Source organism: Alphaproteobacteria bacterium (assembly GCA_016699305.1).
Taxonomy (GTDB): Bacteria; Pseudomonadota; Alphaproteobacteria.
The window spans coordinates 196,656-221,697 of sequence record CP064970.1; the positions used below are offsets into that span (position 1 = coordinate 196,656).

27 protein-coding genes, 1 tRNA gene and 1 pseudogene are annotated in these 25,042 nt (G+C 57.3%); 20 read left to right on the forward strand and 9 right to left on the reverse strand.

The annotated features are described in order from the left end of the window. Positions 1–157: 157 nt before the first annotated feature. Positions 158–823, forward strand: coding sequence for an alpha/beta hydrolase (locus IPI58_00960; protein QQR69287.1), 666 nt, complete (start codon positions 158–160; stop codon positions 821–823). 71 nt (positions 824–894) lie between these two features. Here IPI58_00960 and IPI58_00965 read toward each other — a convergent pair whose 3' ends face one another. Beyond that, positions 895–2,019, reverse strand: coding sequence for an anhydro-N-acetylmuramic acid kinase (locus tag IPI58_00965; GenBank protein QQR69288.1), 1,125 nt, complete (start codon positions 2,017–2,019; stop codon positions 895–897). A gap of 55 nt (positions 2,020–2,074) precedes the next feature. Between IPI58_00965 and IPI58_00970 the strand changes: the two genes are divergently transcribed. Both IPI58_00970 and prmC read left to right on the forward strand, forming a co-directional pair. Beyond that, complete coding sequence (locus IPI58_00970) at positions 2,075–3,445, forward strand: histidine--tRNA ligase (GenBank protein QQR69289.1); 1,371 nt, start codon at positions 2,075–2,077, stop codon at positions 3,443–3,445. A 29-nt stretch (positions 3,446–3,474) separates the two neighbouring features. Beyond that, positions 3,475–4,305: pseudogene (gene prmC, locus IPI58_00975) on the forward strand (peptide chain release factor N(5)-glutamine methyltransferase). On the opposite strand, the gene fliR reads toward prmC, so the two are convergent. The 3 genes from fliR to IPI58_00990 all read right to left on the reverse strand — a co-directional run bounded on the left by fliR (position 4,301) and on the right by IPI58_00990 (position 5,861). Beyond that, positions 4,301–5,092, reverse strand: coding sequence for a flagellar biosynthetic protein FliR (fliR, locus tag IPI58_00980; GenBank protein ID QQR69290.1), 792 nt, complete (start codon positions 5,090–5,092; stop codon positions 4,301–4,303). The pseudogene prmC and the gene fliR sit on opposite strands and share 5 nt — an antisense overlap. A 5-nt stretch (positions 5,093–5,097) precedes the next feature. Further along, positions 5,098–5,364 (reverse strand): flagellar biosynthetic protein FliQ, encoded by a 267-nt coding sequence (locus tag IPI58_00985; protein QQR69291.1) that lies wholly within the window; start codon positions 5,362–5,364, stop codon positions 5,098–5,100. Positions 5,365–5,441: 77 nt separating this feature from the next. Then, a complete protein-coding gene (locus IPI58_00990; GenBank protein ID QQR69292.1) occupies positions 5,442–5,861 on the reverse strand; it encodes a hypothetical protein in 420 nt (139 codons plus the stop codon). Between the two features lie 153 nt (positions 5,862–6,014). Between IPI58_00990 and parC the strand changes: the two genes are divergently transcribed. Further along, entirely contained in the window at positions 6,015–8,246 is a 2,232-nt protein-coding gene (gene parC / locus IPI58_00995; protein QQR69293.1) for a DNA topoisomerase IV subunit A, read from the forward strand. Between the two features lie 4 nt (positions 8,247–8,250). Here the strand turns inward: parC and IPI58_01000 are convergent, their stop codons facing one another. Further along, positions 8,251–9,225 (reverse strand): RluA family pseudouridine synthase, encoded by a 975-nt coding sequence (locus IPI58_01000; protein QQR69294.1) that lies wholly within the window; start codon positions 9,223–9,225, stop codon positions 8,251–8,253. 23 nt (positions 9,226–9,248) lie between these two features. Here IPI58_01000 and IPI58_01005 point away from each other — a divergent pair, with 23 nt between their 5' ends. The 5 genes from IPI58_01005 to IPI58_01025 are packed head-to-tail and all read left to right on the forward strand — an operon-like array spanning position 9,249 to position 12,923. Continuing rightward, positions 9,249–9,425, forward strand: a complete 177-nt coding sequence (locus tag IPI58_01005; GenBank protein QQR69295.1) for a hypothetical protein — start codon at positions 9,249–9,251, stop codon at positions 9,423–9,425. Between the two features lie 39 nt (positions 9,426–9,464). Continuing rightward, positions 9,465–10,076 (forward strand): dCTP deaminase, encoded by a 612-nt coding sequence (dcd, locus tag IPI58_01010; GenBank protein QQR69296.1) that lies wholly within the window; start codon positions 9,465–9,467, stop codon positions 10,074–10,076. Next, positions 10,073–11,590: a hypothetical protein gene (locus IPI58_01015; GenBank protein ID QQR69297.1), complete on the forward strand. Its 1,518-nt coding sequence runs from the start codon at positions 10,073–10,075 to the stop codon at positions 11,588–11,590. Before dcd ends, IPI58_01015 begins: the two co-directional genes overlap by 4 nt. Further along, positions 11,587–12,288 carry an HAD family hydrolase gene (locus tag IPI58_01020; protein QQR69298.1) on the forward strand — a complete coding sequence of 234 codons (702 nt, stop codon included), beginning with the start codon at positions 11,587–11,589 and terminating at the stop codon, positions 12,286–12,288. Before IPI58_01015 ends, IPI58_01020 begins: the two co-directional genes overlap by 4 nt. An 11-nt stretch (positions 12,289–12,299) precedes the next feature. After that, a complete protein-coding gene (locus IPI58_01025; protein QQR69299.1) occupies positions 12,300–12,923 on the forward strand; it encodes a hypothetical protein in 624 nt (207 codons plus the stop codon). On the opposite strand, the gene IPI58_01030 is transcribed toward IPI58_01025, so the two are convergent. Further along, complete coding sequence (locus IPI58_01030; protein ID QQR69300.1) at positions 12,905–13,822, reverse strand: succinylglutamate desuccinylase/aspartoacylase family protein; 918 nt, start codon at positions 13,820–13,822, stop codon at positions 12,905–12,907. The two genes, IPI58_01025 and IPI58_01030, sit on opposite strands and share 19 nt — an antisense overlap. Positions 13,823–13,833: 11 nt before the next feature. Continuing rightward, a complete protein-coding gene (locus tag IPI58_01035; protein ID QQR69301.1) occupies positions 13,834–14,451 on the reverse strand; it encodes a GNAT family N-acetyltransferase in 618 nt (205 codons plus the stop codon). Positions 14,452–14,553: 102 nt separating this feature from the next. Here IPI58_01035 and IPI58_01040 point away from each other — a divergent pair, with 102 nt between their 5' ends. Continuing rightward, positions 14,554–15,366: a LysR family transcriptional regulator gene (locus IPI58_01040; GenBank protein ID QQR69302.1), complete on the forward strand. Its 813-nt coding sequence runs from the start codon at positions 14,554–14,556 to the stop codon at positions 15,364–15,366. 32 nt (positions 15,367–15,398) lie between these two features. Here IPI58_01040 and IPI58_01045 read toward each other — a convergent pair whose 3' ends face one another. Next, a complete protein-coding gene (locus IPI58_01045; GenBank protein QQR69303.1) occupies positions 15,399–17,300 on the reverse strand; it encodes an OmpA family protein in 1,902 nt (633 codons plus the stop codon). Positions 17,301–17,905: 605 nt separating this feature from the next. Between IPI58_01045 and IPI58_01050 the strand changes: the two genes are divergently transcribed. From IPI58_01050 to IPI58_01075, 6 genes are all read left to right on the forward strand, one after another. Further along, positions 17,906–17,981 (forward strand) — tRNA-Trp (locus IPI58_01050). A 72-nt stretch (positions 17,982–18,053) separates the two neighbouring features. Further along, positions 18,054–18,248 (forward strand): preprotein translocase subunit SecE, encoded by a 195-nt coding sequence (gene secE / locus IPI58_01055; protein ID QQR69304.1) that lies wholly within the window; start codon positions 18,054–18,056, stop codon positions 18,246–18,248. Positions 18,249–18,261: 13 nt separating this feature from the next. Continuing rightward, positions 18,262–18,834, forward strand: a complete 573-nt coding sequence (gene nusG, locus IPI58_01060) for a transcription termination/antitermination protein NusG (protein QQR69305.1) — start codon at positions 18,262–18,264, stop codon at positions 18,832–18,834. Continuing rightward, the gene (locus tag IPI58_01065; GenBank protein QQR69306.1) at positions 18,834–19,391 is read left to right on the forward strand and encodes a hypothetical protein; all 558 of its coding nucleotides are present in this window, start codon (positions 18,834–18,836) and stop codon (positions 19,389–19,391) included. The genes nusG and IPI58_01065 overlap by 1 nt, the downstream gene beginning before the upstream one ends. A gap of 76 nt (positions 19,392–19,467) precedes the next feature. Continuing rightward, positions 19,468–20,070, forward strand: coding sequence for a DUF3501 family protein (locus tag IPI58_01070; protein ID QQR69307.1), 603 nt, complete (start codon positions 19,468–19,470; stop codon positions 20,068–20,070). A gap of 96 nt (positions 20,071–20,166) precedes the next feature. Continuing rightward, positions 20,167–21,507, forward strand: coding sequence for a globin-coupled sensor protein (locus IPI58_01075; protein ID QQR69308.1), 1,341 nt, complete (start codon positions 20,167–20,169; stop codon positions 21,505–21,507). A gap of 28 nt (positions 21,508–21,535) precedes the next feature. Here the strand turns inward: IPI58_01075 and IPI58_01080 are convergent, their stop codons facing one another. Next, positions 21,536–21,766, reverse strand: a complete 231-nt coding sequence (locus IPI58_01080; protein ID QQR69309.1) for a hypothetical protein — start codon at positions 21,764–21,766, stop codon at positions 21,536–21,538. Positions 21,767–21,987: 221 nt separating this feature from the next. Here IPI58_01080 and IPI58_01085 point away from each other — a divergent pair, with 221 nt between their 5' ends. From IPI58_01085 to IPI58_01100, 4 genes are all read left to right on the forward strand, one after another. Further along, a complete protein-coding gene (locus IPI58_01085) occupies positions 21,988–22,839 on the forward strand; it encodes a hypothetical protein (protein ID QQR69310.1) in 852 nt (283 codons plus the stop codon). A gap of 118 nt (positions 22,840–22,957) precedes the next feature. After that, positions 22,958–23,413 carry a lytic transglycosylase domain-containing protein gene (locus IPI58_01090; GenBank protein ID QQR69311.1) on the forward strand — a complete coding sequence of 152 codons (456 nt, stop codon included), beginning with the start codon at positions 22,958–22,960 and terminating at the stop codon, positions 23,411–23,413. Positions 23,414–23,483: 70 nt separating this feature from the next. Beyond that, complete coding sequence (locus IPI58_01095; GenBank protein QQR69312.1) at positions 23,484–24,572, forward strand: thioredoxin fold domain-containing protein; 1,089 nt, start codon at positions 23,484–23,486, stop codon at positions 24,570–24,572. A 60-nt stretch (positions 24,573–24,632) separates the two neighbouring features. Beyond that, positions 24,633–24,941 carry a hypothetical protein gene (locus IPI58_01100; protein QQR69313.1) on the forward strand — a complete coding sequence of 103 codons (309 nt, stop codon included), beginning with the start codon at positions 24,633–24,635 and terminating at the stop codon, positions 24,939–24,941. The last annotated feature ends 101 nt before the right edge of the window (positions 24,942–25,042 follow it).

A 25,042-nucleotide genomic window follows, 5' to 3' on the forward strand; every position in this document is an offset into this window, starting at 1 on the left:
CTGAAGACGGTATGGGCCGGTCGTTCTGCAGAGTGCGGATAAGGCTGGCAACGAATGAAACGGTGCGGAAATAAATGCCACTTCCATGCCTCATTGTCGAAAAACGGTGGATCTGACTGTCCTTGTCCGGTAACCATCAACGCACGTGGAGGGAAGCATGCCTGATACGCTTTTTACGGGGCCAGCTGGCCGCCTAGAAGGTCGCTACAGCCCTGGTCGTTCTCCGATCGCTCCCATCGCGTTGGTGCTGCACGCCCATCCCCAATATGGCGGGACCATGAACACCAAGCTGGTCTACTCGCTGTTCAACAGCTTTGCTCAGCGTGATTTTGCCACGTTACGTTTCAACTTTCGTGGCGTTGGTCGCAGTCAGGGCAGTTATGACGGGGGCGAAGGCGAGCTTAGCGATGCGGCAGCGGCTCTAGATTGGCTGCAAACTGCCAACCCCAATGCGCGTTCGGTATGGGTGGCGGGATTCTCGTTCGGCGCTTGGATTGCCATGCAGCTGCTGATGCGCCGTCCCGAGATCGACGGTTTTGTATCGGTTGCGCCGCCTGCTGGCCGTTTGGACTTTAACTTTCTGACTCCGTGTCCGGCCTCGGGGCTGATTGTACAAGGAGGCAGGGATGACATTGCCGAGGAGACGTCCACGGCTGCCTTGGTACAGAAACTGTCTCGTCAAAAAGAAGTGATGATCGACTACCAGGTGATCCCCGAAGCGGGGCACTTTTTCAGCGATCATTTCCAGGATATGGAAAGCGCTGTGGGCGGCTATCTCGACCGCGTTTTGCGTATGCCTACCGCTCTGGCCGCCAGCGCCTGACAACGGTGCCCTCTATGAAGGTGTTCAGCCCAATGAGCCGAGCATCTCCATAATGCGGGGTAAGGGGCGTTTTACGCTGCCATATGAATGACGCCGCCGGTCATAGGCTCGGGTACGCCGGTGGTCTCGGGTACGGAAAGCGGCAGATGGTTCACGCTGCGTACGGCCATCCAGGCAAAGGCCTCGGCCTCAAGGGCGTCGCCGTTCCAACCCAGAGTCTCCACTGCCGCGACGGGCATGTCGCATGCGGTCGAAATCATCTCTGCCATATAGGCGTTATGCCTCCCGCCGCCCGTGACATAGAGCGCGCTTGGTCGTTGGGGCAGATGGCTCAGGCAGCGCCCGATTGCGCGCGCGCTGAAGGCGGTCAAGGTGGCGGCACCGTCTTCGGGTGACAGCGATTCCAGCCCTGGTGTATGCAATTCATCGCGGTCCAAAGATTTGGGCGGCGCGCGGTGGAAATAAGGTTGATCCAGCCAAGTATTTAGTTGGTCGTGGTGAATTTTCCCTTGGCGCGCCAGCTGGCCGTTGCGGTCAAAGGGCATTCCTGTATGGCGCATGACCCAATCATCCAGCAAAGCGCCGCCAGGGCCGGAATCAAATCCCATGATGTCCCGCTCGCCCAATCCCAGCCATGTTACATTGGCGACGCCGCCGATATTCAAGATCGCTGCAGGTCGCCCCTGTTTGCCTAAACGCGCCTGGTGGTATAACGGCACAAGCGGTGCGCCTTGGCCGCCGGCGGCCACGTCATGCTGGCGGAACTGGTTGACCACGGCCAGGTTCAGATCCGCCGCTAATCGGTCGCCATCGCCAATCTGCCAGGTAAAACGGTGCGCGGGATCGTGCGCCAGCGTATGGCCGTGAAAGCCGACCAGGTCGATATCGGATGTGTCCAGTTTCATCTGGTCCAGCAAATGCCGCACGGCCTTTGCATGCAAATCGGTCAAATCTTGTTCGATTTCCGGAATTTGTTCTGTCTGCTTGCCACCTAGGCATGAGCGCAGGCGTTGGCGGAATGCGGCATCATAAGGAAGTGTGGCAAAGCCCAAAGGCTCGATCACCTCGCGCCCATCGGTACGGATGATCGCGGCATCCACGCCGTCCAGGGAAGTCCCGCTCATCAGCCCCACAACGGTCACCAGAGGCTTCGCGTCATCGAGGCTCTTCACCTCGCGCTGTTTTTGTTGTTCCATGTCTCCGGCCCTCCCTGGCGAGTGGCAGACGAATATTCGGGAAGGATATACCAAAATGGATCAGAACCCAACACTTCAACGTGTAACCCCGCGTTTGCCGTCAGGGACGTTAGAGCTGCTGCCGCGTCAGCAAATTGCCTTTCAACATCTGATGGATACCATCCGATGCGGCTATGAACGCTTTGGCTTTCTGCCGATTGAAACGCCGGTTTTCGAATTGACCGATGTGCTGCTGACCAAGTCCGGCGGCGAGACGGAAAAGCAGGTCTATTTCGTGCAGTCCACGGGATCCTTGAAGCAGGGAGACACGCCGGATATGGCGCTGCGTTTTGACCTGACCGTGCCGCTTGCGCGTTATGTGGCACAGCATGAGCGTGAATTGAACTTTCCCTTTCGGCGCTATCAGATGCAGCGCGTCTATCGCGGCGAGCGGGCGCAAAAAGGGCGCGAGCGTGAATTCTATCAATGTGACATCGACATCATCGGCAAGGATCATCTGGATATCGGCTTTGACTCGGAGCCGCCCGCCATCATCAACCATATCTTTGGCGAGTTGGGCGTGGGCGATTTCGTCATCAGCTATAACAATCGCAAACTGCTGAAAGGCCTTCTTTCGTCATTGGATGTGCCCGAAGGCGAGGCGCAGACCTTGGCCCTGCGCGAGGTGGACAAGCTGGATAAGTTAAGCCCGGATGTTGTGTCTGAAAACCTTGCCAAACTGGGCATGGCCGAGGCCGCGCGGTCGCGGTTGCTGGAGTTGATGAGCATCCGTTCGGGCACGTCCGATGCCTTAGCCGCCTTACGCGCATGGAAATCCGACCATCCGCTTTTTGTGACCGGCGTGCAAGAAGTGGAACGTGTGGCGGCGGACCTAAAGGCCATGGGTGTCAGCGAGGATCGCGCGCGGTTGAACCTGTCCATTGTGCGCGGCTTGGACTATTACACCGGCACGGTCTATGAAACCCACATCAAGGGCCACGAGAATTTCGGCAGCGTCTGCTCGGGTGGACGTTATGACGATCTGGCCAGCCACTACACCAAATCAACCTTACCGGGCGTGGGCATATCGATCGGCGCGACACGTTTGTTTGAACAGATGATGGAAGCGGGACTTGTCGGCGCGGCGGACAGCACGGTCCAGGTGCTGGTGGCGCGTTTGGACGAGGGCTTGGCCTCGGATTATCTGTCTATCGCCACGGCTTTGCGCAAACAAGGCGTCAACACGGAAGCATGGCTACAGCCCGGCGCCAAGATGGACAAGCAAATGCGCTATGCCGATAAGGCGGGCATCCGCTTTGTCGTGATGATGGGCGCGAATGAGAAAGCCTCAGGTCAGGCGACGTTTAAGGATATGCGCAGCGGCGTGCAACAGACTGTCTCTGCCGGCGATCTGGCCGCGCATATTGCGGGGGCGCTGCGGTCTTGAACGCCGATGGTACGACCTTATCTGCGGTATTGGCCAAAGCGCGGGCGACATTAAAGGCCGCCGGGATTCCCGATCCGCAATTGGATTCGCGTATCCTGGCCGCCGCCGCCTTGGGCTTGGAGTCGGGCCAAACGGCCCTGCATGGCAATATGTTATTGAGTGAATCTCAACAGCAACGCATCGCGCGTTTGGTGGATCGCCGCTTGGCTCATGAACCGGTCGATCGCATCTTGGGCCGCCGCGCGTTTTGGACATTGGATCTGCGTTTGAACCAAGACACATTGTCGCCGCGCCCGGATAGCGAGTCTTTGGTGGAAGCTGTTCTTGGCGAATTGTCCGCGCATGACGCGCCTTTGCGTTTGCTGGATATCGGCACCGGCTCGGGGTGTCTGCTGCTGGCTTTGCTGTCCGAGATTCCCCTTGGCTGGGGGCTGGGTGTGGATATCGCTCCCGGCGCGGCGGCCATGGCGCGCTTGAATGCTCGGCTGAGCGGCTTGTCGGACCGGTGCGCCTTTGCGGTCATGGATGGTCATTCAGGGCTGGCCAAGCTCGCTCGGTTTGATGTGATCCTGTTCAATCCACCTTATATTCCCCGGGCCGATGTGGCGCGGTTGGCCCCCGAAGTGCGCGGACATGATCCGCATCAAGCATTGGTGGGTGGTTCCGATGGATTGATGTTTTATCGTCGTTGGATTAAATCGGCCCGCGCTTTGCTTGAACCTGGTGGCCTATTGGCGCTTGAGATCGGCCAAGGTCAGGCGGCGGCGGTCACGAATATCCTGCGCTTGAATGGATATGCGGTGCGCGTGCGTCAACGCGATCTTGCGGGAATAACGCGCTGTCTTTTAGCCCGGCTTAGGGGGCCGTCCCACCCAGCGCGACCGACATCCCCGCAGGGAAAGCCTGCAGCCAAGCGACCAGGATCAACGGTATCGTCACAGTCATCATCACCAGTCCTAACCAAACCTGGGCAGGCAGGGCCAGGAAGAAAACCTGAATCTGCGGAATCAGCCGAGCGATCACGCCAAAGCCGACATACAGCACCGTCATCAAGATCAAAAAAGGCGCGGCCAATTCGCAGCCCAGCATAAAGGTTTGTCCGACCAACCGGGCTAGACCCAGGCTGAATTCCCCAACTGGCAGGGCGGCTCCGGGCTTAAGCGTGGTGTAGCTGTCCGCCAAGGCGCGCAGCATCATGTGGTGCAGGTCTGCCGCCATGAACAACAACACGCCCGCCATACCGATGATGGCAGCCGGGGGCGAACCTTGACCGGCCATGGCCGGGTTGAAGATCGCCGCGCTATTTAAGCCCACTTGGTAGGCGATGACATTACCCGCCGTATCAAGAGCCGAGAGCATGATTCGCGCCAAAGTGCCGATGAATATCCCGATCAAGCATTCGCCCACGATCAAAGCCGTTAGCTCCGCCAACCCTTCGGGTTGAGGGGGCAACACGCCGCGCAGCGGCGGCATCATGAGAACCACGAGTGACAAGGCCACCAATAGGCGTATGCGCACCGGCACAAAAACCTGGCCAATGCCAGGCATGACCATCAGCATGGATCCGAGACGCGCGAACAGAAGCAGAGAGGGAAAGACCTGTTGCCCCATCATTTGGGCAGGATCGAAGGTCAGCAGGGAATTCATGACTCTTAGCCGCCGGTGATCATACGCTCGGCCAAAGCGTGCGTGAAATCGCTAAGCGTGGCCAGCATATAGGGCAGCATCAGCAACGCGCCGCCGAAGATGGCGATCATCTTGGGCACGAAGGAAACGGTCATTTCTTGAATCTGGGTCAGCGTCTGGAGAATGGAAATCAGCGTGCCGATCACCAGCCCCAGCAACATCAAGGGTCCGCCCAATTTAGCCGAGACGATCAGCGTCTCGCGGCATAAGGCAATCACTTCACCTTCATTCATGGCGACGTCCGTTCATTGCTGCTTTCCCACAGATAAGGAAAGAGCCGATATCCTTAAACAAACGCTAATGCGCCGTTTTAGCCACCCATATCATTTTGCAGGCGTGTAATGTGATGCCGCGGCCCGGAGACATTCATCTGACTGCCCAGGAATTCCACGCGGATGCGGTCGGCGAATAGGCCAGCCTTTAATGTCGGTTTGAAGGTCATCATATGCTGCATGCGCGTCTCGACGCGATACCCCATGCGACCCAATAGTAATTGCAGGTGCAAGGATGGGTCTCCCGGCTGTCCCGAGGAACCGAGTGATAAAGCATATTCCTGTGCGTGATAGCCGATGCCCACGCCAAAGACCAGGCCAACCATGATGCCGATGACGATTGCTGTAGTGGGCGGCACATTGGTGATCCTCCAATAGATCATTCCAAAGGTCAGAGCGCTGCCCAAGCCTATCAAGAGCATAATTTGAAGAAAGCTTCTGCCGCTTAGGTTATTCATACAGCCACTCCTGTCCGAGGATATCCCTGGTCTTTCTCATGCTTTTAACTAAGAAACCTTTCATAATCGTCAAGAAGACAAGTTAAATCTCGTTGCAAATACGGCCATATCTCCGGTTGACCCGCTCGCCATCAGACGCCATGATGCGCCGCCATGAAAGCATCATCCGCCGAATCCTTGATCATTGAACGTCCGTTTGCCGATTTATTGGGTGAGCGGTACTTGTCTTATGCCTTGTCCACGATCATGTCGCGGTCCTTGCCCGATGTGCGCGATGGGTTAAAGCCGGTGCATCGGCGTCTGCTATACGCGATGCGTCAGCTGAAAATGTCGCCATCCACGCCGCCGCGTAAATCCGCGCGCGTGGTGGGCGAAGTGATCGGCCGGTTTCATCCTCATGGCGATGTGGCTGTCTATGATGCTTTGGTGCGTTTGGCCCAGGATTTTAATCTGCGCTATCCGTTGATCGAGGGCCAAGGCAATTTCGGTACGCTGGACGGCGATAACGCCGCCGCGATGCGCTATACCGAGGCACGTCTAACGGACATTGCCGAGGCGTTGCTGGACGGCATCGACGAGGACACGGTGGATTTCCGCGCCACTTATGACGGCGAAACCCAAGAACCCATTGTTATGCCAGCCGCTTTCCCCAATCTGTTGGCCAATGGGTCATCGGGCATCGCCGTGGGCATGGCCACCAGCATTCCGCCGCATAATGTGGGCGAGATATGCGAGGCGTTGCGTCATTTGATCGCCACGCCCGATGCGGGTTTGGACAAACTGGCCAAACTGATTCCCGGCCCCGATTTCCCGACAGGCGGCGTCCTGGTCGAGGACCGAGCGGCGATTGTCGAATCCTATCGCACCGGCCATGGCAGCTTCCGTCTGCGCGCGCGGTGGGAGGTGGAGCAGCTGGCGCGCGGCGCGTGGCAGATCGTAGTGACGGAGATTCCCTGGCAGGTCGCCAAAGGCCGATTGATCGAGCAATTGGCCGATCATATCACCACACGCAAGCTGCCCTTGCTGGACGATGTGCGCGACGAATCGACCGAAGATGTGCGCCTGATTCTGACACCCAAGAGCCGCACGGTGGAACCGACGGTTTTGATGGAATCCGTCTTCCGCGCCAGCGATCTGGAATCCCGCATACCCTTTAATATGAACGTCCTGGACGCCCAAGGCGTGCCGCGCGTGATGGACCTCAAGGAAGTGCTGCGCGCCTTCTTGGACCACCGCATGGAGGTGTTGCAACGCCGTTCACGCCATCGTTTGGCGGCCTTGCGCGCGCGGTTGGAAATCCTGGCCGGATACCTGATCGTCTATTCGCATCTGGACGAGGTGATCCGTATCATCCGAGAAGAGGACGAACCCAAACAGGCTTTGATGCAGCGCTTTCGCCTGACGGAGAATCAGGCCGAGGCGATCTTGGAGATGCGTCTGCGTTCGTTGCGCCGTCTGGAAGAGAAATCTTTGCGCGACGAAAAGAACCGCTTGGACGCCGAGAGCGCGGATATCGAATCCCTGCTGACGGACGAACCCCGACGCTGGAAAAAACTGGACGCGGAAATCTTGGCTACGTCCGAGAAATACGGCAAAAAGACCAAGCTAGGCAAACGCCGCACCCAATTGGCCGAGGCTCCGGCTGAAGTCGAGATTCCCGAAGTGATCGAGCGCGAGCCGGTCACGGTGTTCTGCTCGGAAAAAGGCTGGATCCGCGCCGCGCGTGGCCATATCGCGGATATCAGCGAGATTAAATACAAAGAAGGCGACGCCGCGCGTTTCGCGCTGACTTGTGAGACGCCCGACAAACTGCTGTTGCTGGCCAGCGATGGACGCCTCTATACGCTGGCTGTGGACAAGCTGCCGCGCGGCCGTGGCCTTGGCGAGCCGGTGCGCCTGATGATCGACATGGCGCCTGATGTCGATATCACCGCCTTGATTCGTCATGAGCCGGGCGGAAAATTGCTGGCCGCCAGCAGCGACGGGCGCGGATTCCTGGTGCCTGCCGATGATGTGTTGGCGCAAACCCGTGTGGGCAAGCAGGTGATGAATCTGGCCGATGGCGCGCGTGCTTTGTGGCTTATTCCCGCCCGGGGCGATCAAGTCGCGGTCCTTGGCACCAACCGCAAGATGGCGATTTTTCCTTTGGCGGACTTGCCGGAAATGGCGCGTGGCCGAGGCGTCATGCTGCAAAAATACGCGCCGGGCGGCGGCATGCGCGATCTGATCGTCTTTGCCCTTGATAAGGGCTTACCCATCCCCGGCAAAGCCGATGCGCGCGAAACCAAACTGCACCTATGGCAAGGCGCCCGCGCCGCCACCGGCCACCTAGCCCCGCCCGCCATCGCCCGCAGCGGCTTTGGAGTGCCGGGGGAAAAGGGTTAGCCCATTACTTCGGGAACATCCGGCATGACGGATCGAAGGGGGGCTCAGGTTCGTCCGTGGGGGGTGTTAGGCCCAGTTGGGTCAGCATCAGGCTGAAGGGGTCGGGCAGGGGGGCTTGGATGTCCAGCTTGCCGCCGCGCGGATGAGGAAGGACCAGGCGGCGGGCATGTAGGAACATGCTCTTTTCCTTTTGATCGGGGCGGCCATACATCAAGTCGCCCAGAACCGGAGCCTTCATAAAGCGCAGATGCGCGCGCAATTGATGGGTGCGCCCGGTTTGCGGCCACAGACTGACCAGGGCGGTCTTTTCCGTCGAATCCAAAACGCGATAGAGGGTGCGGGCGGATTGGGCCTGTTCCAGGTCCTTGCCGCGCGCGATCATCATCACCTTGCCTTTGCGGAACAGGAATTGGTCGATCAGGCCGGAATCAGGTTGCGGCACGCCGCGTGTGATGGCCCAATAGGCTTTATGCGCTTCGCGTCCGCGAAAGGCGCTGGCCAGTTTGTCGGCGGCAAAGGGATTCAGGGCGATCAATAAGACTCCGCTGGTCTCACGATCCAGCCGATGGACCAAATGCACCGGTTGGCCCAATAAGGCGGCCATCACTCGATCCAGCGAGGTGGTCTGCCCTGTTCCGCCTTGCACGGCAAGTCCGGCGGGCTTGTTCAGGGCCAGCAGGTCGTCGTCTTGAAACAAGATGCGTTCGCGCAAGTCCTGAGCCAAACGCGGCGGCAAAGACATGCGCGCTTTGTCGGCCACCGAGGAAGACTCGTCGCTGAGAAAGGGCGGCAAGCGCACGATCTGGCCCGCCTGCAGGCGTTCCCCCGATTTCACGCGGCGGCTATCGACGCGGATTTGCCCCTCGCGCAGCAGGCGCAGCAGCCATATCTGTGTCAGTTCGGGCACATGACGCTTTAACCAGCGGTCCAATCGGACGCCGGTCTCATCTTCGGTGACGGTCAGCTTTCGTACAGGCATGGGGATAGGGTATACAAGGTTTTATGACGAATGAGAAAGTTTCACGAACTGCCCAAACACCGGCCAAAACCGCCCAAGCTCAACGACAAGCTAAGTTGGCCTCTGCCTTGCGTTCCAATCTGCATAAGCGTAAGGCTCAATCGGCCATCCAGGCCTCTGGCGCGACCTTGTCCAAGCTTGACGCGCCCCGGGAAAAGTGAGCAAATCCCAAACGAATTGACCGCGTACACGGGGCGAAAATGAGACTTTCCGATGTCGATATAAAACGACTCATGGAATCGGGTGAGGTTGTGGTCACACCCAGGCCCGGGGATAACTATCTAGGCTCGGTGTCGTTGGACTTGCAGCTGGGATCGCATTTCCGAGTCTTCGTGCCGGGCCGCGCGTCCGGCGTCGATCTGATGCCTTTGGACGGGCGTAAGCCGACCGACGAGGTGGCGGATCTGATGGACGATGTCCATATCACCGCCAATGACATTTTCTATTTGCATCCGGGCGATTTTGCCTTGGGCGTCACTTTGCAGCGTGTGAAATTGCCCACGAATATCGTGGGGCGTTTGGACGGTCGCAGCAGTTTGGCGCGGTTGGGGCTGATGGTTCATGCGACGGCGCACACCATCGATCCCGGTTGGGACGGCAATATCGTGTTGGAATTCTTTAATTGCGGTCGTCTGCCTTTGGGATTGCGCCCTGGCATGCGGATTTGCGCCCTCAGTTTCGAAGAGCTGAAAACCGCCACCTCCAAGCCTTATGTCTCGCGCGAGGACGCCAAATATCGGCAACAGGAATTGCCCTTGGCCAGCCGCATCGGCATGGACGAGGCCTGTAAGAAGCAATCGGAGGCCGCATGAGCGCGCCTTTATCGTTTGAGCCGCTTTACTACAAAGAACGCCTGAATCTTATTAATCCCACAGGCGATGTCGGCGTCGCCACCTTGTGGACGCCTGTGAACACCGCCGTGGACTATATGAAGAATCTGGGCATTGATCTGGGGCCTGAAACATCGCGCATTGCCGTAGTCGCCAATTTATACGGCGATGGCTTGGCCCAAATGATTCGCAATCTGCTGTGGAATCCGCAAATCCGCCATCTGCTGATATTCGGCCAGCCCTTGACCGAGGCGGGGGCCGAGTTAGAGAATTTGCTGACCCTGGGCGCGGAGCCGGTCGAGGATATGGGGCAAAAACGCTTGTTGATTCGTGGCACCGATCGCAAGCTGGATTCCCATTTCGATCCCAGCCTGCTGCAGGGATATTATAAGATCAAGCGTTACGGTAAGCCCTCTTTGCCGGAAACCAAGCAAGGCGTGGGCACGTTCTTTAGCGACTTACCGCCTCCGGTTCCCGCCGCGCGTGATCGTATCGAGGCCCCCTTGCCGCAATTCAAGCCTAATTTCTTTCCATCCGAAGCGCGCAGCCATACCATCACGCGCCGTCGTCCCTTGGATGCTTGGGAAGAAGTGGTATGCCGCATCATGCGCTTTGGCGTGCCTTCGGTGGCGGGTGTCACCAAGCAACGCTTGGAGCTGCAAAACTTGAAGGTCGTCATCACCGAGCCTGTCGAAGACCGCGACGAGGATTTGCGGCCCTATGGATATTCGCGCGAGAAATTCGCCCGCTATCAGCAAGAATTCTTGTGCGGCGATGTGCCCGAGGATGTGCAGTACACCTATGGCAGCCGTATGCGCGGGGGGTGGCCCGGTCTAGATGGACGTACTGATGATGCCGTGACATTCATTGCAAACAAACTGGCCGAATCTCCCTCCGAGCGCAGCGCTTTTATCTCTATCTGGCATACCCCTGAAGATTTATTCGCTCCCGAGGAACGCAGCCGTCCTTGTTTGGCCAGTCTGTTCTTTCGTGTGTTCCAGGGGCATCTGACTCTGAACGCGACTTTCCGACTGCATAATGTGATGAGCGCGTGGCTGATGAACGTCTATGGTCTGATTGCCTTGCAGCGCGAGGTGGCTGAGAAAGCGGGTGGATTGCCCATCGGTCCCATCACCGTGGTCAGCCAATCCATTTCCATTGATCCCGACTCCCAAGACCGCTTTGCCGTGGCGCAACAGATACTGGCCAATAAGATCGATGATCTGGAACTTGACCGCGAAACCGGCAAACGTATCCTGCGCGAAGATCCCAACGGATATTTTACCTTTACGACGGACAACGAGACGAGCGAGATCGTCGTGGATCTCAAAATGGGCGGCGAGACGCTGCAACGCTATCGCGGGAAGACGGCGGAGTCGGTGGAGAATCAAATATCCCGCGATAACGCCATTTCAGATATCGGCCATGCGCTGTATGTCGGGCGGCAATTGGCGATCATGGAACAGAGGCTGAAAAAAGGGCAGGCTGAATCGTGACCACCCCGCCTATGATCTTCTTTGATATCGGCATGACGCTGATGCAAGGGCCTATTTCTGCCGCGCCTTCTAATCCTTTGGCCGAGAAGCTAGGTTTGAGCGCTGCTGCCCAAAAAGACCTGCGTCATCAGATGATGGTGACTCCGTTACTATCTTACGAGGCTCTGGCGCAATTTCTGGCCGATCGTTATGTGGTGCCCTTGCCCGCCGCCTTGGAAGCTTCCGAGCATGTTTGGAAATCTCAAGCGGGGGATGATGTCCAGCCTATACCCGGCGCGAGGGAATTGTTGCAGGACTTTAGGAATGCCGGGATGCGCGTGGGGTTCATCTCGACGATCTGGTTTCCTTATGCCCAAAGTTTTGATCGACTGTTTGGTGATTTGGCTGAAAGCGAATACCGCTTTATGTCCTATCTGCTGGGGCGTGAAAAGCCGGATCCCAGTATTTTTCAAGACGCCGCACGCGCGGCGGGATGTGAGCCTTCGTCATGCCTAATGATTGGCGATTCCTATGACAGCGATATCCGACCGGCCATCAATTTAGGCTGGAAGACGATTTGGCTGTTGCATCGGGCCGATAAAGAAGCCGCCTTTGTCAATGCGGTGTCAGCAGGAACTGCACCCAAACCAAGCCTTACCATCGATTCGATCACTAAGCTTGACGTGAAACGGTGCCTTGATATCTTGTCGCTATCCTAAAGGAGACGACCATGAAATTGCTGCGCTGGGAGATGATGTCTGCGGAAGAAACGCTGGACCGTTTGGCCCAGACTCGTTTGCGCGGACATGGACAGAAGCTGATCTACGAAAAGGCGCGGCTTTCATTGATCCAGCAGGTCGATACGGATCGCCTGGTTCCTGCTCAGCGTTATCTGTGGAAGCGGGATTTGGACAATGCCATGGCCATGCAACGCCTGTTCGCGCAACAGGGCTTAGACGTGTTTGCCTTGGAAGGCGCCGTCATGTTCTGGATCGAACGCGACGGCGAAGAGGAAGGCCCCATTCCCATGACGCCGCCCATCGTGGAAGAGTCGATTGAGGCAGACGGCCAGAAAATCTGGCTGATCAATGACGGCATGCACCGCATCGCCGCCGCGCGTTCCTTGGGCCAAAAGATCAATGTGGTCTTGGCCGAGAACGTCCCCACCGAATACCCCTATTACGCCTTCCCGGCTCCGGGTGGCTGGCAGGATGTGCAGACCTATGATGTGCGTCCCGAGGGCGCGACGAAAAAGCTTTATCGCTTCCCCGAGACCTATAAAGACCTCTTCCGCGATTTTAACGATGTCTTTCCCGGCATGCAAAAAGACCGCCGTCAGGCCGAGGCGGCGTAAGCCTCTCTTGCCGAGATATGTGCCGGCTGCCGGGTTCCCACATAGAACCATTCCTCGCCCAGCGGACAATCGTGCCGAGGGAGAAGGATGTAACCGTCTTGCTGGGCTGTGACGGGAGTTCCGTCGGCACGGATGGCTAATATGTCTCCTGCTTTGACGGAATCAGCGTGTTTCCAGTCCTTCGCCAGTTCGCCGCCATCTGTGCGCCAATAGACATGTTCCAGTCTGATGCGCAGCCGGGCAGGACGGGGCGGGACCTTTCTTACTGACGACAGCAGGCCAGCGTGAGACATAGCGCGCAAGATGGCGGTCATGGCGACTTGTACAGATGCGGGGTCTTTGTGCCAGCCGCATTCCAAAGTGACGGCGGTTGCCCCATATTGACGCGCATATTCCGTGGTGCCGATAGATGTGCGGTCATCAGTCTCGGCCACCTTACCCAGCAAACGGGCATAGGCATCGCTCCAACCATAAATTTCGGTCTCTTGTCCAAGGGCCGCTCGATAGGCGTCTTCTCGCTGGGATGGCGGACCGGCAAAGAGAAAGGCCGGCCCTTTCGAGTGATAGGAGTGCAAATCCAATAGGAAATCGCATGATTCCAGCACCGGACACAGGATATTCCCCAAGTAATCCTCGTACAGAACAGGCCGTGCGCGGCGGCGCAGGTCGCGATTGAGATTACGGTCGATATATCGCACGCCCCTCTCATAAGCCAAGGGATTGGCCACCGGCACGAAGGTCACCGCGCCGCGTGCAAGGGTGATGTCCTTACGGATCAAGCTGTCCACGATGGTGCGGATGGCCGCCGTGCCGCAGGTCTCGTTGCCATGGACGGCCCCCAGCACCACCATATGAGGGCCAGGCTGTATCGCTGCGAAACGTAGGATTTCTATGGTCATGGGGGATCCTTTCAGGCAACCGAGTAGGACGGAATAAATGGGATAGGGGCGTGACATCTCGATGCCGCCATCACCGGCTCAACATTCATTCCCAATAACCGACAGGGCACCACAAAAGTGATGCCGTTGCGGGTGTTGTATTCGGTTCGCTCGGCCATGACATGCGCGCCCATGGCCGTATAGAAGGCCTGTGTTCCCGGCTTGTCGCGCAAGGCATTGATGACCATGCCGTTATACCCCAGGCGACAAAGCTCGGTCGCTGCCCGGGCGAAAAGCTGGCGGCCGATGCCTTGGCGCTTTTTTGTGGGGTCGGGATACAGCCAATGCAGCTCGCCACAGATGGCTGCGGGCAAGTTTGTGCGGATCTCGGGATAATCGTCTGCGCGTCCCACCATGAAAAAACCGACAAGCTGACAGCCTTCTTGAGCCTTCATCATGCAGGAAGGCTCATAGTGCCCGGCTAAAAATTTTGTGATGGCCTTGTCGAAATAGCCTTCGGCCATAGCCTGCGTGATATAGCCCGGGATCAGGGCTTCATCTTCGGCCAGCCGCGCCTTGGCGAATAGTTCCGCTAGGGCGGGTTGGTCTCGGTATGTCACGGGAGTTAGATGCACATTGTTCATCATCATATTTCTGTATCTTTCCATGTAATGAATCTGAAGGCTCTTTTCCTACGTATTATCTAAAATTTCCAATTGTCATTACTCATCCAATGATGCATTTTATGCATCATGGAGCTGGCGTGGCTGGAAGATTTCCTGGCATTAGAGCAAACCCGCAATTTCACGCGGGCGGCTGCCTTGCGTTGCACAACGCAATCCGCCTATAGCCGCCGTGTGATGCGGCTTGAGGAATGGTTGAAATGCCGTTTGTTTGTGCGTCATACGCGGCCCGTGCAGATGACTCCCGAGGGGCAAGAATTCCTGGCCCGCGCGCGCCGTCTGCGCGAAGACATGATGGATTCGCGCCGCGTGTTGGGGACTTTGGCTAGCCATTACGAATGCGCCACCCGCATCTACACCACCAACACACTGGCTATGGGATTCGCGCCCGATTGGTTGCGCACGAGGCAATCCACATCGCTGACCCTAATTGTTTCTTCGGTCACAGGCTGTATCGAGGCATTAAAGGCGGGGCGGGCTGATTCCCTCTTGCTGCCCGTAGTGCCAAGTCATGATGATGATTTGGCGGCCTTTCAGGTGGACGTGGTGGGGCATGACGTGTTGGCCTTGATGGGCGTTCCGGATTTACGTCAAACCATCAAGATGCGTGCAGGAAAATTGCAAGGTCCGGTGATGCGCTACACGCCCGGCACTGTCTATGGCCAATGGATAGAAGCTATGCTCGGTCTGCGCGGCATCGCTTTGGTATCGTCCGCCCCGTGCGAAAGTCCCTCCGCCGAAGCTTTGGTCTCCCTTGCCGTGCATGGATTTGGTGCCGCTTGGATTCCTAAAATCCTCAGCCGCGCGCCTCTTGTCGAATACAGGTTAGCCGACGACCTTCGCGTGCCTTACGACATCGGTTGGGTGCGCAAGATCCTATAACCGCCCACGCCCTGCAGGCTGAATGGTGACGGTCAGCCCGATGTGGTGACTTCGACGCGGTCCGCGTCCTTATCCGAATTGTCCACCGGCGTGCCCAGAGCGCGGATGTCCATACGCTCACTGGAAATGCCGGATTTCAACAGGAAGGCTCGAACCGCCAAGCCCCGTGACAATGCCAGGCGGCGCGCACCTTGAGTGGTGCCTCCCACAGGAGAAGAATAGGCGGTGATGGTCAAACGCGCGGACTGGTTGGCTTCCATCGAACGCAACAGGACGCGCAAGGAATCTTCCCCGTTTGCCCCAAGATTGTCGGACCCCGGCGTGAAGGATAAACGCACACGCTGCATGGGTTTTTCCGCCATGCTGGTGCTATCCGTGCTTTTTGCCGGTGCCAGCGGCGTTTCAGGCTTGACCGTTGGCACTGTAGCAGGCGCAGGAGCGCTAGGCGCGATCGCGGGTGGTTTTGGTTGCGGTGGAGCCACCGGCTTAGCCTGAGGCACAGTCGGTTGAATATTTGGCATAACGCTGTTTTGAGGGCTGGCTGGGCTATATGGCACGGGTGATGCGCCGCTCTTGTTTAATATCATGCGCACAGGCGGGATGGGCTTGGCCAGGTCTCGCACAGGAGGTGGCGGCAGACTGGGATTGGGCGCGGCCAACATCTTGTCCTGATCGGGAATGTTGGCCTCAGGCGCGGCTGTCTTGGGCAGACGAGGTATCCGCAATTTTTGTCCATTTGGCTCGGGTGCGGCAGCTGTGGCCGCAGTCGGTGATTCATCAGCCTTAGTAGCCGGTTCTTCCTGTGCCAATTGCGGTTGAGCATCAGGTTGTGTGGACGGCAAGGGGGCATCAGCAACGACCTGAGACGCCGGCGGTGGTGTTGCGGGATTTGAACGGTCTGCCTGTTGTTGGTTGGGTTTAGGATCATTCGCGGGCTTCTCCGCCGCAGATTCCTTGACGGCTGCGGGGGCAGTCTCTTTAGACACAGGTAAAGTGGGGGCGGCGCGCATAGCAGGTTCGGTCGAAGTGGGAACGGGCTCCGCCGCAGATCCCTCGCCACGCGTGAACAGTTTGCGCGAATGCGGCGTGGGTACCGGCTCATCCGCTGTTTGCGGTGACAAAACCTGCGGCTCGTTCATCAAAGCTGTGGCTAAAGGCGCAACAGGCAAATCCAACCCGCGTCCGATCTGGGCAGGACGATCTGCCGTATCCGTCTTGCTCGGCAGTTCAGGAACAGCAGGAGCGACAGCCGGTGTCGCTTCCTTGGGTGTAACTGGGGTCGAGGCCACCACAGGTGGCGGCGCAGGCGGTGTCACAATGCTCTGCTGGGCTGGTGCTGACTGTATTGCTGGGTCAGATGGCTTGGCATCAGCCGTTTTGGCTGTGGGTAAGGGTGCCGCATTCTCAAGCTGAGGTTCCAAGGGCTGGATCGGCTTAGGCGATTCTGGTTCTAGGGGCTTGTTGGGCACAGCGGATGCCACAGGATTCAAAGATGGAGCGACTGCGGGTGTAAGTGTAGGTTCCGCCACAACGGAATCGGACTTAGTTGCCGCCATGGCTTTATGAAAGGCCTGATCCAAACTGCGCGAGTCGAGCTTGGTAGAAGGCTGTACAGACGAAGAATCTTGTCTATGCCGGGCAAGAACCAAGGGATCTCGGGAATCAATCGGCTGGGCGATGGGCGTGGCGGCAGGTCGATCAACCCCCATAGGTACCTGGGCTGCAGCTTCAGGTGCCGTAGGAATAGCGATGCTGGACTGCGATGTCGGACGCGTGACGACTAAGCTGCGCGTCTCGGGGGATCGGTAGCCGCTGGGCATAGATATAGATGATGAAGGCACGGCAGCAGGCGCTGCGGGGTTCCTTAGCAAATTGACGGGGGACGGAATACCCTGATTGGAGGCCTTTTTAGCCTTAGAATTATGTCCCAACATGGCCTCGGGTGACAGCTCGTTGGCTCCCGGCCATTCACGAGGAAGTATCCTGCGTTCCGGGTTATATGTCTCCACACTAGGAGCTGTGTTGGCCGTTGTGTTCTTGGACTGAATGACCACCTGACCAGATTGAGCATGAGCTACCCATGGTGACAGGGAAAACAGCGCCAGTGCGGCTAAACCGCAACGCCCAAAACGAACGCGCCGTAACGCATCCTTTCCGGACAGGCCGAAACAACGAACTATAATCTGGCCGTAAGACAACGCACTCTCCCTGGAACGACGGCTTTCCCGTTGCCTGCGAACGATGTGGCATCTATGCCAAAGATCGATTCGAGGCGATACGCATATTGCCGCAAGAATGCCCGGAAAACAATGCTCGACGGGGATTTTTCTGTTTGGGCGTCTCATGGAACGCAATAGGCCGATTTTATCGGCACATTGTCTGGTGTTACGCCTTTCTGGTTTAAGGTGCTGGCCTTGCTTCGATGCTGATGGTCATAGCAAACAATATTTGCTATGGAATTGGCCGTGCCATCGTTCTAAGATGCCCCGCCGCTAGGTAGGGGCACATGGCGCGTGTCCGGGTGCGGATAGGCACATGCAGGAGTGTAGCTCAATTGGTAGAGCACCGGTCTCCAAAACCGGGGGTTGGGGGTTCGATCCCCTCCACTCCTGCCAGTGCCATGGTTATCCAGTATGGGATTCCCCGCACGGGCGAGTCGTTGATCGAAGGACAAAGGTTGAACGCTGATGATTAAAAACGTAGTGCAGTTCAGTCAGGAAGTGCGAAGGGAGATCGGCAAGGTCACTTGGCCGACTCGTCGTGAAACCTGGACGACCACTCTATTGGTCTTCATCATGACGGTGCTGGCCGCGCTGTTTTTTTTGTTTGTCGATCAGGTCTTGGCCTGGGTCGTCAAGCATGTCCTAAGCCTGGGTTCGTAGGAGGATGCAAACCATGAGTGAGACTCCAGCGGCGAAGGCCGCTTCCCCCCGGGCGAGCGGGCCGCGTTGGTACGTGATTCACGCCTATTCCGGCTTTGAGAAGAAGGTCGCGGCGGAAATCCGCAAACAGGCCGAGACCAAGGCCTTGAACGATATGATCGTCGAGGTCGTGGTGCCTTCCGAAGAGGTGGTCGAGATTCGGCGTGGCGCTAAGATCAAGTCGGAACGTAAGTTCTATCCCGGCTATGTGCTGGTCAAGATGGAGCTGACGGACGAGACATGGAATCTGGTGCGCAATGTGCCGCGCGTGTCGGGCTTTCTGGGCGGCGGCAATCGTCCTTCGCCGATCAGCGAGGCCGAGGCTCAGCGCATCTTGAACCAGATGGAAGAGGGCGTTTCGAATCCACGGCCTTCGGTGACCTTTGAGATTGGCGAGCAGGTTCGCGTATGCGATGGACCGTTCGCTTCCTTTAATGGCACTGTCGAAGAAGTCGATGAGTCGAAATCGCGCTTGAAGGTTTCGGTGTCAATCTTTGGTCGCTCCACGCCCGTGGATCTGGAATACGGCCAGGTCGAAAAGGTCTGATGCCCAAGATGGGGGTGCCCATGCGCCTGACGGTCTTGTCTTTTGTCCTAGCCTTGGGCTGCCTGGCCCTGGTTGGCTGTGGCTTTCGTCCCGTTTATGGGGGACTTGGCGGGCCTGTGTCGGGTGGGGAAAGGCTGAACGAGGTTTGGATCGGCACCATCCCGGACCGCAACGGCCAGATGTTGCGCAACATGCTGACTGACAGAATTCACGCCGAGGGCGTCCCGTCAAAGCCGCGCTATCGTCTGGATGTAACTTTGACAAGCGGCGAAGGCGATCTGGGGTTGCGTAAAGACGCCACCGCCACAGGGCGTCAGCTAACGATCCACGCATCTTGCGTGTTGACCGATGCGATCGAGGGCCGCCAGGTGGCACGTTGGGCGGATCGTAGTGTTGTGCGACACAATATCCTTATGGCACCCTATGCAACGCAGGTTTCGCGCGACGATGCATGGCAACGTGGGTTAACTGACCTAAGTGACAGCATCATCCGCAGTCTGACGGTTTACCTGCAGCCTGCCCCCAAAGCAGGGCAGAAAGCGCCGACACAGCCTTGATTTTGCGGGGCCACGTCCTACTTAGAAATAAGCCCATGTGTAAGATATGGGCCTGCCCCTTGATCTGGAGAGCTTTATGTCCAAGCATGCCTTGACCACGGCAGATATCCTGTCAATGGACGTTTATGAACGGGAGCGTGCCGAACGTAAACGCGCCATCCAGCCGATGAAGCGGTTGCGCCGTGTGGAGGTGGGGCCATGCGCCGCATTCTACTTCGAGAACTACGACACAATGTGGCTGCAAGTCCATGAAATGCTTTTCATTGAGAGGGGTGGAAACGAACAGCTGGCCGATGAATTGGCCGCCTATAACCCGCTCATTCCCAAAGGCAACGAGCTGGTTGCTACCTTAATGTTCGAGATCGAAAACGCCACAAAGCGGCATGAGCTTTTGGCCAAATTGGGTGGTGTCGAAGAGACGGTCAGTTTCACGGTAAATGGCTTGTCTGTTCGCGCAGTCCCCGAGGACGATGTGGATCGCACCACGGCGGATGGCAAAGCCTCATCTGTCCAGTTCCTGCATTTTGTGTTCGATAAGGAACAAATCGCGGCATTTTGCCAGCCAGGGCAAAGCATCATTCTGACCATTAGCCACCCGGCTTATGCGCATAGTGCCGTTATTCCAGAAGCAACGCGCACGGAACTGGCCAGGGATTTTGATCTTAACTTGTTAGCTTAGGCGGCCCATCGCTGCCTTAGATTAACGCAATATTAAGTCGCTTGCTGTGTAGTTTCTGGCGAAGCTCATCCCGCCACGCTTGCACAGGGAACGGACATGGCAAATTTCAACTTTGACAGACCGACACGTCTCAGATTTATGCGCCTGGATGACAAGGCCACGTCCCAATTACGCGAGACATGGCCCAAATTGGAACCGAAAATCCAGGGCATTCTTGAGGAGTTTTATCGTCATCTGATGGGGTTCGACGCCTTGTCCAAGATGCTGGGCGGACCTGACAATGTGAAGCGTTTGATCGGCGCGCAAAGCCAGCATTGGCGCGCTTTGTTCTCTGCCCAGTTCGACGATGCCTTTATGGATCGCGTCACGCGCATCGGCCAGGCTCATCAGCGTATCGGCCTAGAGCCGCGCTGGTATATTGGCGGCTATAGTCTGGTTTTGGAACGGTTGTTAGCGGCGCTTAGCGCGGTCGAATCCAACGAAGAACGACGCCGCGACATATCTGGGGCCATCACCCGCGCTGTGTTCCTGGATATGGACTTATCCATTTCCGTCTATCAGTTCGCCGAGATCGAGGCGCGCGAAAAGCGGTCGAGCAAGGTTGAAGAAATCCTAGGCAACTTTGATCACATCGTGGGCGGGATTATGCAAACCGTCGATCAAGCCGCTGATAAGGTCAGCGGCGCGACCCAGCAGGTATCCAGCCTGGCCAGCGAGACATCCTCACGTTCTTCGGAGGCGGCGCATTCGGCGCAGGAGGCCTCGGGGAATGTGCAGACCGTGGCGGCGGCGGCCGAAGAGCTGTCGGCCTCCATTCGTGAGATCAACAAGCAGGTAGCCGATTCCACGTCTTTGGCCACAACCTCGGTCGGCAAGACCCATGTCATTCAAAATACGGTGCGTACCCTTAGCGACGCGGCGGCCAATATCGACAACATCATTGGCTTGATCCGCAGCATTGCCAGCCAGACCAACATGCTGGCGCTGAACGCTGCCATCGAGGCGGCACGGGCAGGGGCGGCGGGCAGTGGGTTCCAGGTGGTCGCCAATGAGGTCAAGACCTTGGCCAAACAGACGGCCAAGGAAACCGAAGCCATCGGCGCGGTGGTGGCATCCATGCAAAAAGCGACGTCGCAGGCGGTTACGGAAATCAGCGAGGTTTCTGGCGATATCAGCCAGATATCGGATATCATCGCCTCGATCGCCTCGGCTGTGACCCAGCAAACGGCGGCGACGCAGGAAATAGCCCGGAACATTCAACAGGCCCTGGACCGCACACGCATGGTCAGCGACGATGTGGACATTGTCAGCCACAACGCTTCGGACACACTGTCAGCCACGAATGAGACGCGCGAGTCCTTGCAGAATTTTCTGGATCAGTCTCGCAGTCTGCAAGACAGCATCCAGAAGTTCTTCGAGCAAATCCGCGCGGTTTAGCCGCTTGCTTTAGCGGTATAGGAGCCGATCATCCTTCTGGGCTTGCCTTCTGCGTGTTGGGAATATTGTTTTTGTGTCGATGAAAGACAGGCAGATAGGCGCTGGTCTTGGGCATATCCTCCAACAACAGCCCCTGATGCAGAAAAAGCCCCGCCAGCCAAGGCATATAAGTCTTTCGTGGGGTGGGGTCGGCGTCCATAAGCTGCCGATAGGTACCTGGCTTTTTCGCCTCGATGATGGCTTTTAACTTGCTGCCCATGGAAACGGGGCTTGCTCTGATAAACTGTTTGGAACGATGATCCTAAGGTAGGCAATAGTCATATCGACATAAGAATGTCGCTTTCGTGGCATGGTTCTATGCCGCGTGAATCCTTTTCTTAGAAACTTTCTTACCCGGAAGACATGCCATGTCTTGCCAATTTATGTGTGGTGTGTATCGTGTGATCGATGTCGTGACTTTGAGTGGTTAGAGAATCGTCCATGTCCGCGCCTGCTTTGTCCTTACCTGCCGATCCTGCCTCGCTTTCATGGAGCGCCTTGGCAGTTGCCATTCGTCAAGTTGCCTTGCCTCTGATGTCTGCGGCGTGCGAGGTCAAGGCTATGGGCAGTGGAGGGGAGTCAGAGGGCGCGACAACGGAAGCTTCTGTCTTTGTTGAGCTTCTTGAACATGTTGTCCGTGCGACTGAATCGAGTTTGGCGCGTCATGGCGCCACCGATCCGGTCCCCGACTCGGTGCGTTGGGCCATGGCGGGAGCGGCCAGTTCATGCGTCGCGGCATTGTATCGCGTCAGTGGGCGCGTCCCCGAACAGCAAGAAATTGAAGGTACTTTGGCGGCCTTGTTGGAATCGCCGCGCACATTGGCGGTGTTGGGTAGTGCCGTGACCGATTGTCTGCCCAATACGGCGGCAACCTTTCGCGCCCGGTTGATTGACGCCCTGGCCCCTGTTGTCGGTGCCGTGGCCCAGTACTCTTATGGTCGTCCCGAACATGCTTTGCTGTCGGATGTCACTGCCCGCATCTTTAAGATGGGCGACCAGGTGACGCGCGCCCTGGCCCCGCGTGGGCTTTCGGCGGAGGACTGGCGCATTCTGACATGGAATGTCGTGCGTGCCTTGTGCCAGCTCTATTCGGACGCGCATTATGCCGAGGCGGATCGTTTATTGTATCTGGATCCGACCGAGCGCGACGCATTGATCCAGAAAAACAAGGGCGTGATGCCGATGGATCGTGTCTGGCAGGCATTTGATCAGCGAGTCAGTATGTTGGCGACTTTGGCCGCCTATCTAGAAATCCCCGAGACTGCAACCTTAGATGCACAGGATCTGTCGTAATCGGGACCTGTTGATGAAACATTCTTGACGCTAACGACTTTGCAAGGCTTGTTAGAGAATGATATAGGCCGTTGCGCGTCGCGCTTTGGCCATCGGCGCAACGGAAGTTAGGAAAATCATGCTTGCATCTCCACATGTCATTGCGGCTTGTCTTTTGGCGGCAGCCAATACCTACCAAGTGCCTCCCGCCGTGATGATCGGCATTTTGCATGTCGAGCGCGGCCGCGTGGGGGCTGAGTCTGGCCCGAACATTAATGGCAGCTTTGATCTGGGACCGATGCAGGTCAACACCATGTGGATGCCGCAACTGGCGCGTTATTGGGGTATTGATGCCCGCAAGGCGCGTGTCATGGTGCGCGACAATGTCTGTGTGAACATGAAGGTTTCCGCTTGGATATTAAAACAGAAAATTGGCGAAGCTGGTGATTTGGCGGGTGGTATCGCCCGTTATCATTCGGCCACGCCCGCGCTGGGGCAGCGCTATGCCCGCAAGGTGATATCGGCCATGGAGCGCCATGGCCTGATCGATCACGGACAGGGTGCGGGACGAGAACGGCGCGTGGCCCAAAGATAGCTTTAAGGGTTTTGACGTGCTAACCTCCCGCTCGTGAGATTCGCGTGTCCATGAGGGGGAGGTTGTTCGCATGACGGCTTTGTTGAGTGGCTGGCGGTTTTGTTTGTGCGCCAGTCTTATGGTGGTCCCGGTGACCTCTATGGCGGCACCTGCGGAAGGTACCCCAATCCAAGCTCCTGGAATGCCCGGCTTGTCCGCACAGGCCCCTGTGGCCCAGCAGACAGAGGCGCAGCCGTCTGTCCGTCCTGACCCTTCGCGTTATCTGCCTTTTCAGACCATCATGAAATTCGGCGGCAAGGTCTATTACATGGGCCGCCGCTATGGATTGGATGGCTGGTTCATTGTCCAGGAAGGCAAGATTCAAATCGCCTACACCACGGCCGATGGCATGGGCATTATGTTTGGTATGCTGATGTCCAGCGACGGTGCCAACATCACCAGTCAACAATTGGCGCAATTAAGCGCGTCTGAAGAAGACGTGCGCAAGCTGATGCAAGGCAATAACCCGCAATCGGGTTCAACGCCGCCGGCATCTCCTGCTTTCAATCCGCCGATGGCTACGCCGCCTTCCACCGCGTCGAGTTCGGTCCAGGCTCCGGCTTCGGGCAATTGGATCGAGTCCGCCAGTCGCGCGCCCGTTATGCCGCAAGAATCGTTGCTGACTCCGCCGGACAACAAACAGCTTTCTCCGGGCGAGCAGTTGTTGAGCGAATTTGCCACCAAGGCCCAGGGCGTCAGCATTGGCAAGCCTGGATCGCCGGAAGTGGTGATGGTGATGGATCCGCAGTGCTCGCATTGCAAGCAGACATGGCGCGATCTGTATGACGATGTAGCGGCGGGCCGGTTGCGGTTGCGCTTGGTGCCGACGGGCAATGACAATGCCGAGCATGATAAACTGGCTGCTGGCCTGTTGGCTTCGCCCAAGCCGGGTGAGGCTTGGAATAAACACACCAAGGGTGACAGCAGTGGCCTCGAAGGTATGGCCAGCCCAGATATGATCGCCGCTATCCACGCGAATCACGAATTGATCGTGCGTTGGGGAATTACCCGGACTCCTTACCTGATCTATCGCGGACGCGACAACCAGGTGAAGATTGTCGAAGGGAAACCCAAGAGCGTCAGTACGCTTATCGCTGATCTGCCGCCTGCGGCTCCTTAACGATCATTCTCCTAAGGGTGATCTATCGGCCATGTTGGACATCAAGTAAGAGGCGTAGGCATGAGTGAGGATGAAAACTCGGGCGGTCACGAGATTGCTCAACGCAAAAGCAATGCTTTGCCAACCCGCAAACCCTCTGCTTCGCAGGCGCTGGACGTTGCTTCCAGTTTAACTCGGGCCGTGCATGGTCATGCCAAACAGATGCAATCCACGCCTGCGGCCATGATCTATGGTTTGGCTTCGGGTGTCATGATCGTTCTGGCCGTGAAGTTCATGATTTTTGACGGGAGGCCTGTAGCTGGGATGATCATGATGTTACCTAGTCTAGTTTTGGCAGGGTTTTGTTGGCACTACATGAAAAATAACTAAGTGAGCATGCGAATCGGTTCTTGCCGCATCTTGCGGCGCGCGTTACCATCCCGACCAGGGGATTCGGTTTGATCGATTCCTTTGTTCGGCGCTATCTGTAA

Coding starts and splice junctions, on each gene's coding strand:
- IPI58_00960 (QQR69287.1), top strand. CDS start 158: ATGCCTGATACGCTTTTTACGGGGCCAGCTGGCCGCCTAGAAGGTCGC.
- IPI58_00965 (QQR69288.1), bottom strand. CDS start 2,019: ATGGAACAACAAAAACAGCGCGAGGTGAAGAGCCTCGATGACGCGAAG.
- IPI58_00970 (QQR69289.1), top strand. CDS start 2,075: ATGGATCAGAACCCAACACTTCAACGTGTAACCCCGCGTTTGCCGTCA.
- fliR (QQR69290.1), bottom strand. CDS start 5,092: ATGAATTCCCTGCTGACCTTCGATCCTGCCCAAATGATGGGGCAACAG.
- IPI58_00985 (QQR69291.1), bottom strand. CDS start 5,364: ATGAATGAAGGTGAAGTGATTGCCTTATGCCGCGAGACGCTGATCGTC.
- IPI58_00990 (QQR69292.1), bottom strand. CDS start 5,861: ATGAATAACCTAAGCGGCAGAAGCTTTCTTCAAATTATGCTCTTGATA.
- parC (QQR69293.1), top strand. CDS start 6,015: ATGAAAGCATCATCCGCCGAATCCTTGATCATTGAACGTCCGTTTGCC.
- IPI58_01000 (QQR69294.1), bottom strand. CDS start 9,225: ATGCCTGTACGAAAGCTGACCGTCACCGAAGATGAGACCGGCGTCCGA.
- IPI58_01005 (QQR69295.1), top strand. CDS start 9,249: ATGACGAATGAGAAAGTTTCACGAACTGCCCAAACACCGGCCAAAACC.
- dcd (QQR69296.1), top strand. CDS start 9,465: ATGAGACTTTCCGATGTCGATATAAAACGACTCATGGAATCGGGTGAG.
- IPI58_01015 (QQR69297.1), top strand. CDS start 10,073: ATGAGCGCGCCTTTATCGTTTGAGCCGCTTTACTACAAAGAACGCCTG.
- IPI58_01025 (QQR69299.1), top strand. CDS start 12,300: ATGAAATTGCTGCGCTGGGAGATGATGTCTGCGGAAGAAACGCTGGAC.
- IPI58_01030 (QQR69300.1), bottom strand. CDS start 13,822: ATGACCATAGAAATCCTACGTTTCGCAGCGATACAGCCTGGCCCTCAT.
- IPI58_01035 (QQR69301.1), bottom strand. CDS start 14,451: ATGATGATGAACAATGTGCATCTAACTCCCGTGACATACCGAGACCAA.
- IPI58_01040 (QQR69302.1), top strand. CDS start 14,554: ATGGAGCTGGCGTGGCTGGAAGATTTCCTGGCATTAGAGCAAACCCGC.
- IPI58_01045 (QQR69303.1), bottom strand. CDS start 17,300: ATGTTGGGACATAATTCTAAGGCTAAAAAGGCCTCCAATCAGGGTATT.
- secE (QQR69304.1), top strand. CDS start 18,054: ATGATTAAAAACGTAGTGCAGTTCAGTCAGGAAGTGCGAAGGGAGATC.
- nusG (QQR69305.1), top strand. CDS start 18,262: ATGAGTGAGACTCCAGCGGCGAAGGCCGCTTCCCCCCGGGCGAGCGGG.
- IPI58_01065 (QQR69306.1), top strand. CDS start 18,834: ATGCCCAAGATGGGGGTGCCCATGCGCCTGACGGTCTTGTCTTTTGTC.
- IPI58_01070 (QQR69307.1), top strand. CDS start 19,468: ATGTCCAAGCATGCCTTGACCACGGCAGATATCCTGTCAATGGACGTT.
- IPI58_01075 (QQR69308.1), top strand. CDS start 20,167: ATGGCAAATTTCAACTTTGACAGACCGACACGTCTCAGATTTATGCGC.
- IPI58_01080 (QQR69309.1), bottom strand. CDS start 21,766: ATGGGCAGCAAGTTAAAAGCCATCATCGAGGCGAAAAAGCCAGGTACC.
- IPI58_01085 (QQR69310.1), top strand. CDS start 21,988: ATGTCCGCGCCTGCTTTGTCCTTACCTGCCGATCCTGCCTCGCTTTCA.
- IPI58_01090 (QQR69311.1), top strand. CDS start 22,958: ATGCTTGCATCTCCACATGTCATTGCGGCTTGTCTTTTGGCGGCAGCC.
- IPI58_01095 (QQR69312.1), top strand. CDS start 23,484: ATGACGGCTTTGTTGAGTGGCTGGCGGTTTTGTTTGTGCGCCAGTCTT.
- IPI58_01100 (QQR69313.1), top strand. CDS start 24,633: ATGAGTGAGGATGAAAACTCGGGCGGTCACGAGATTGCTCAACGCAAA.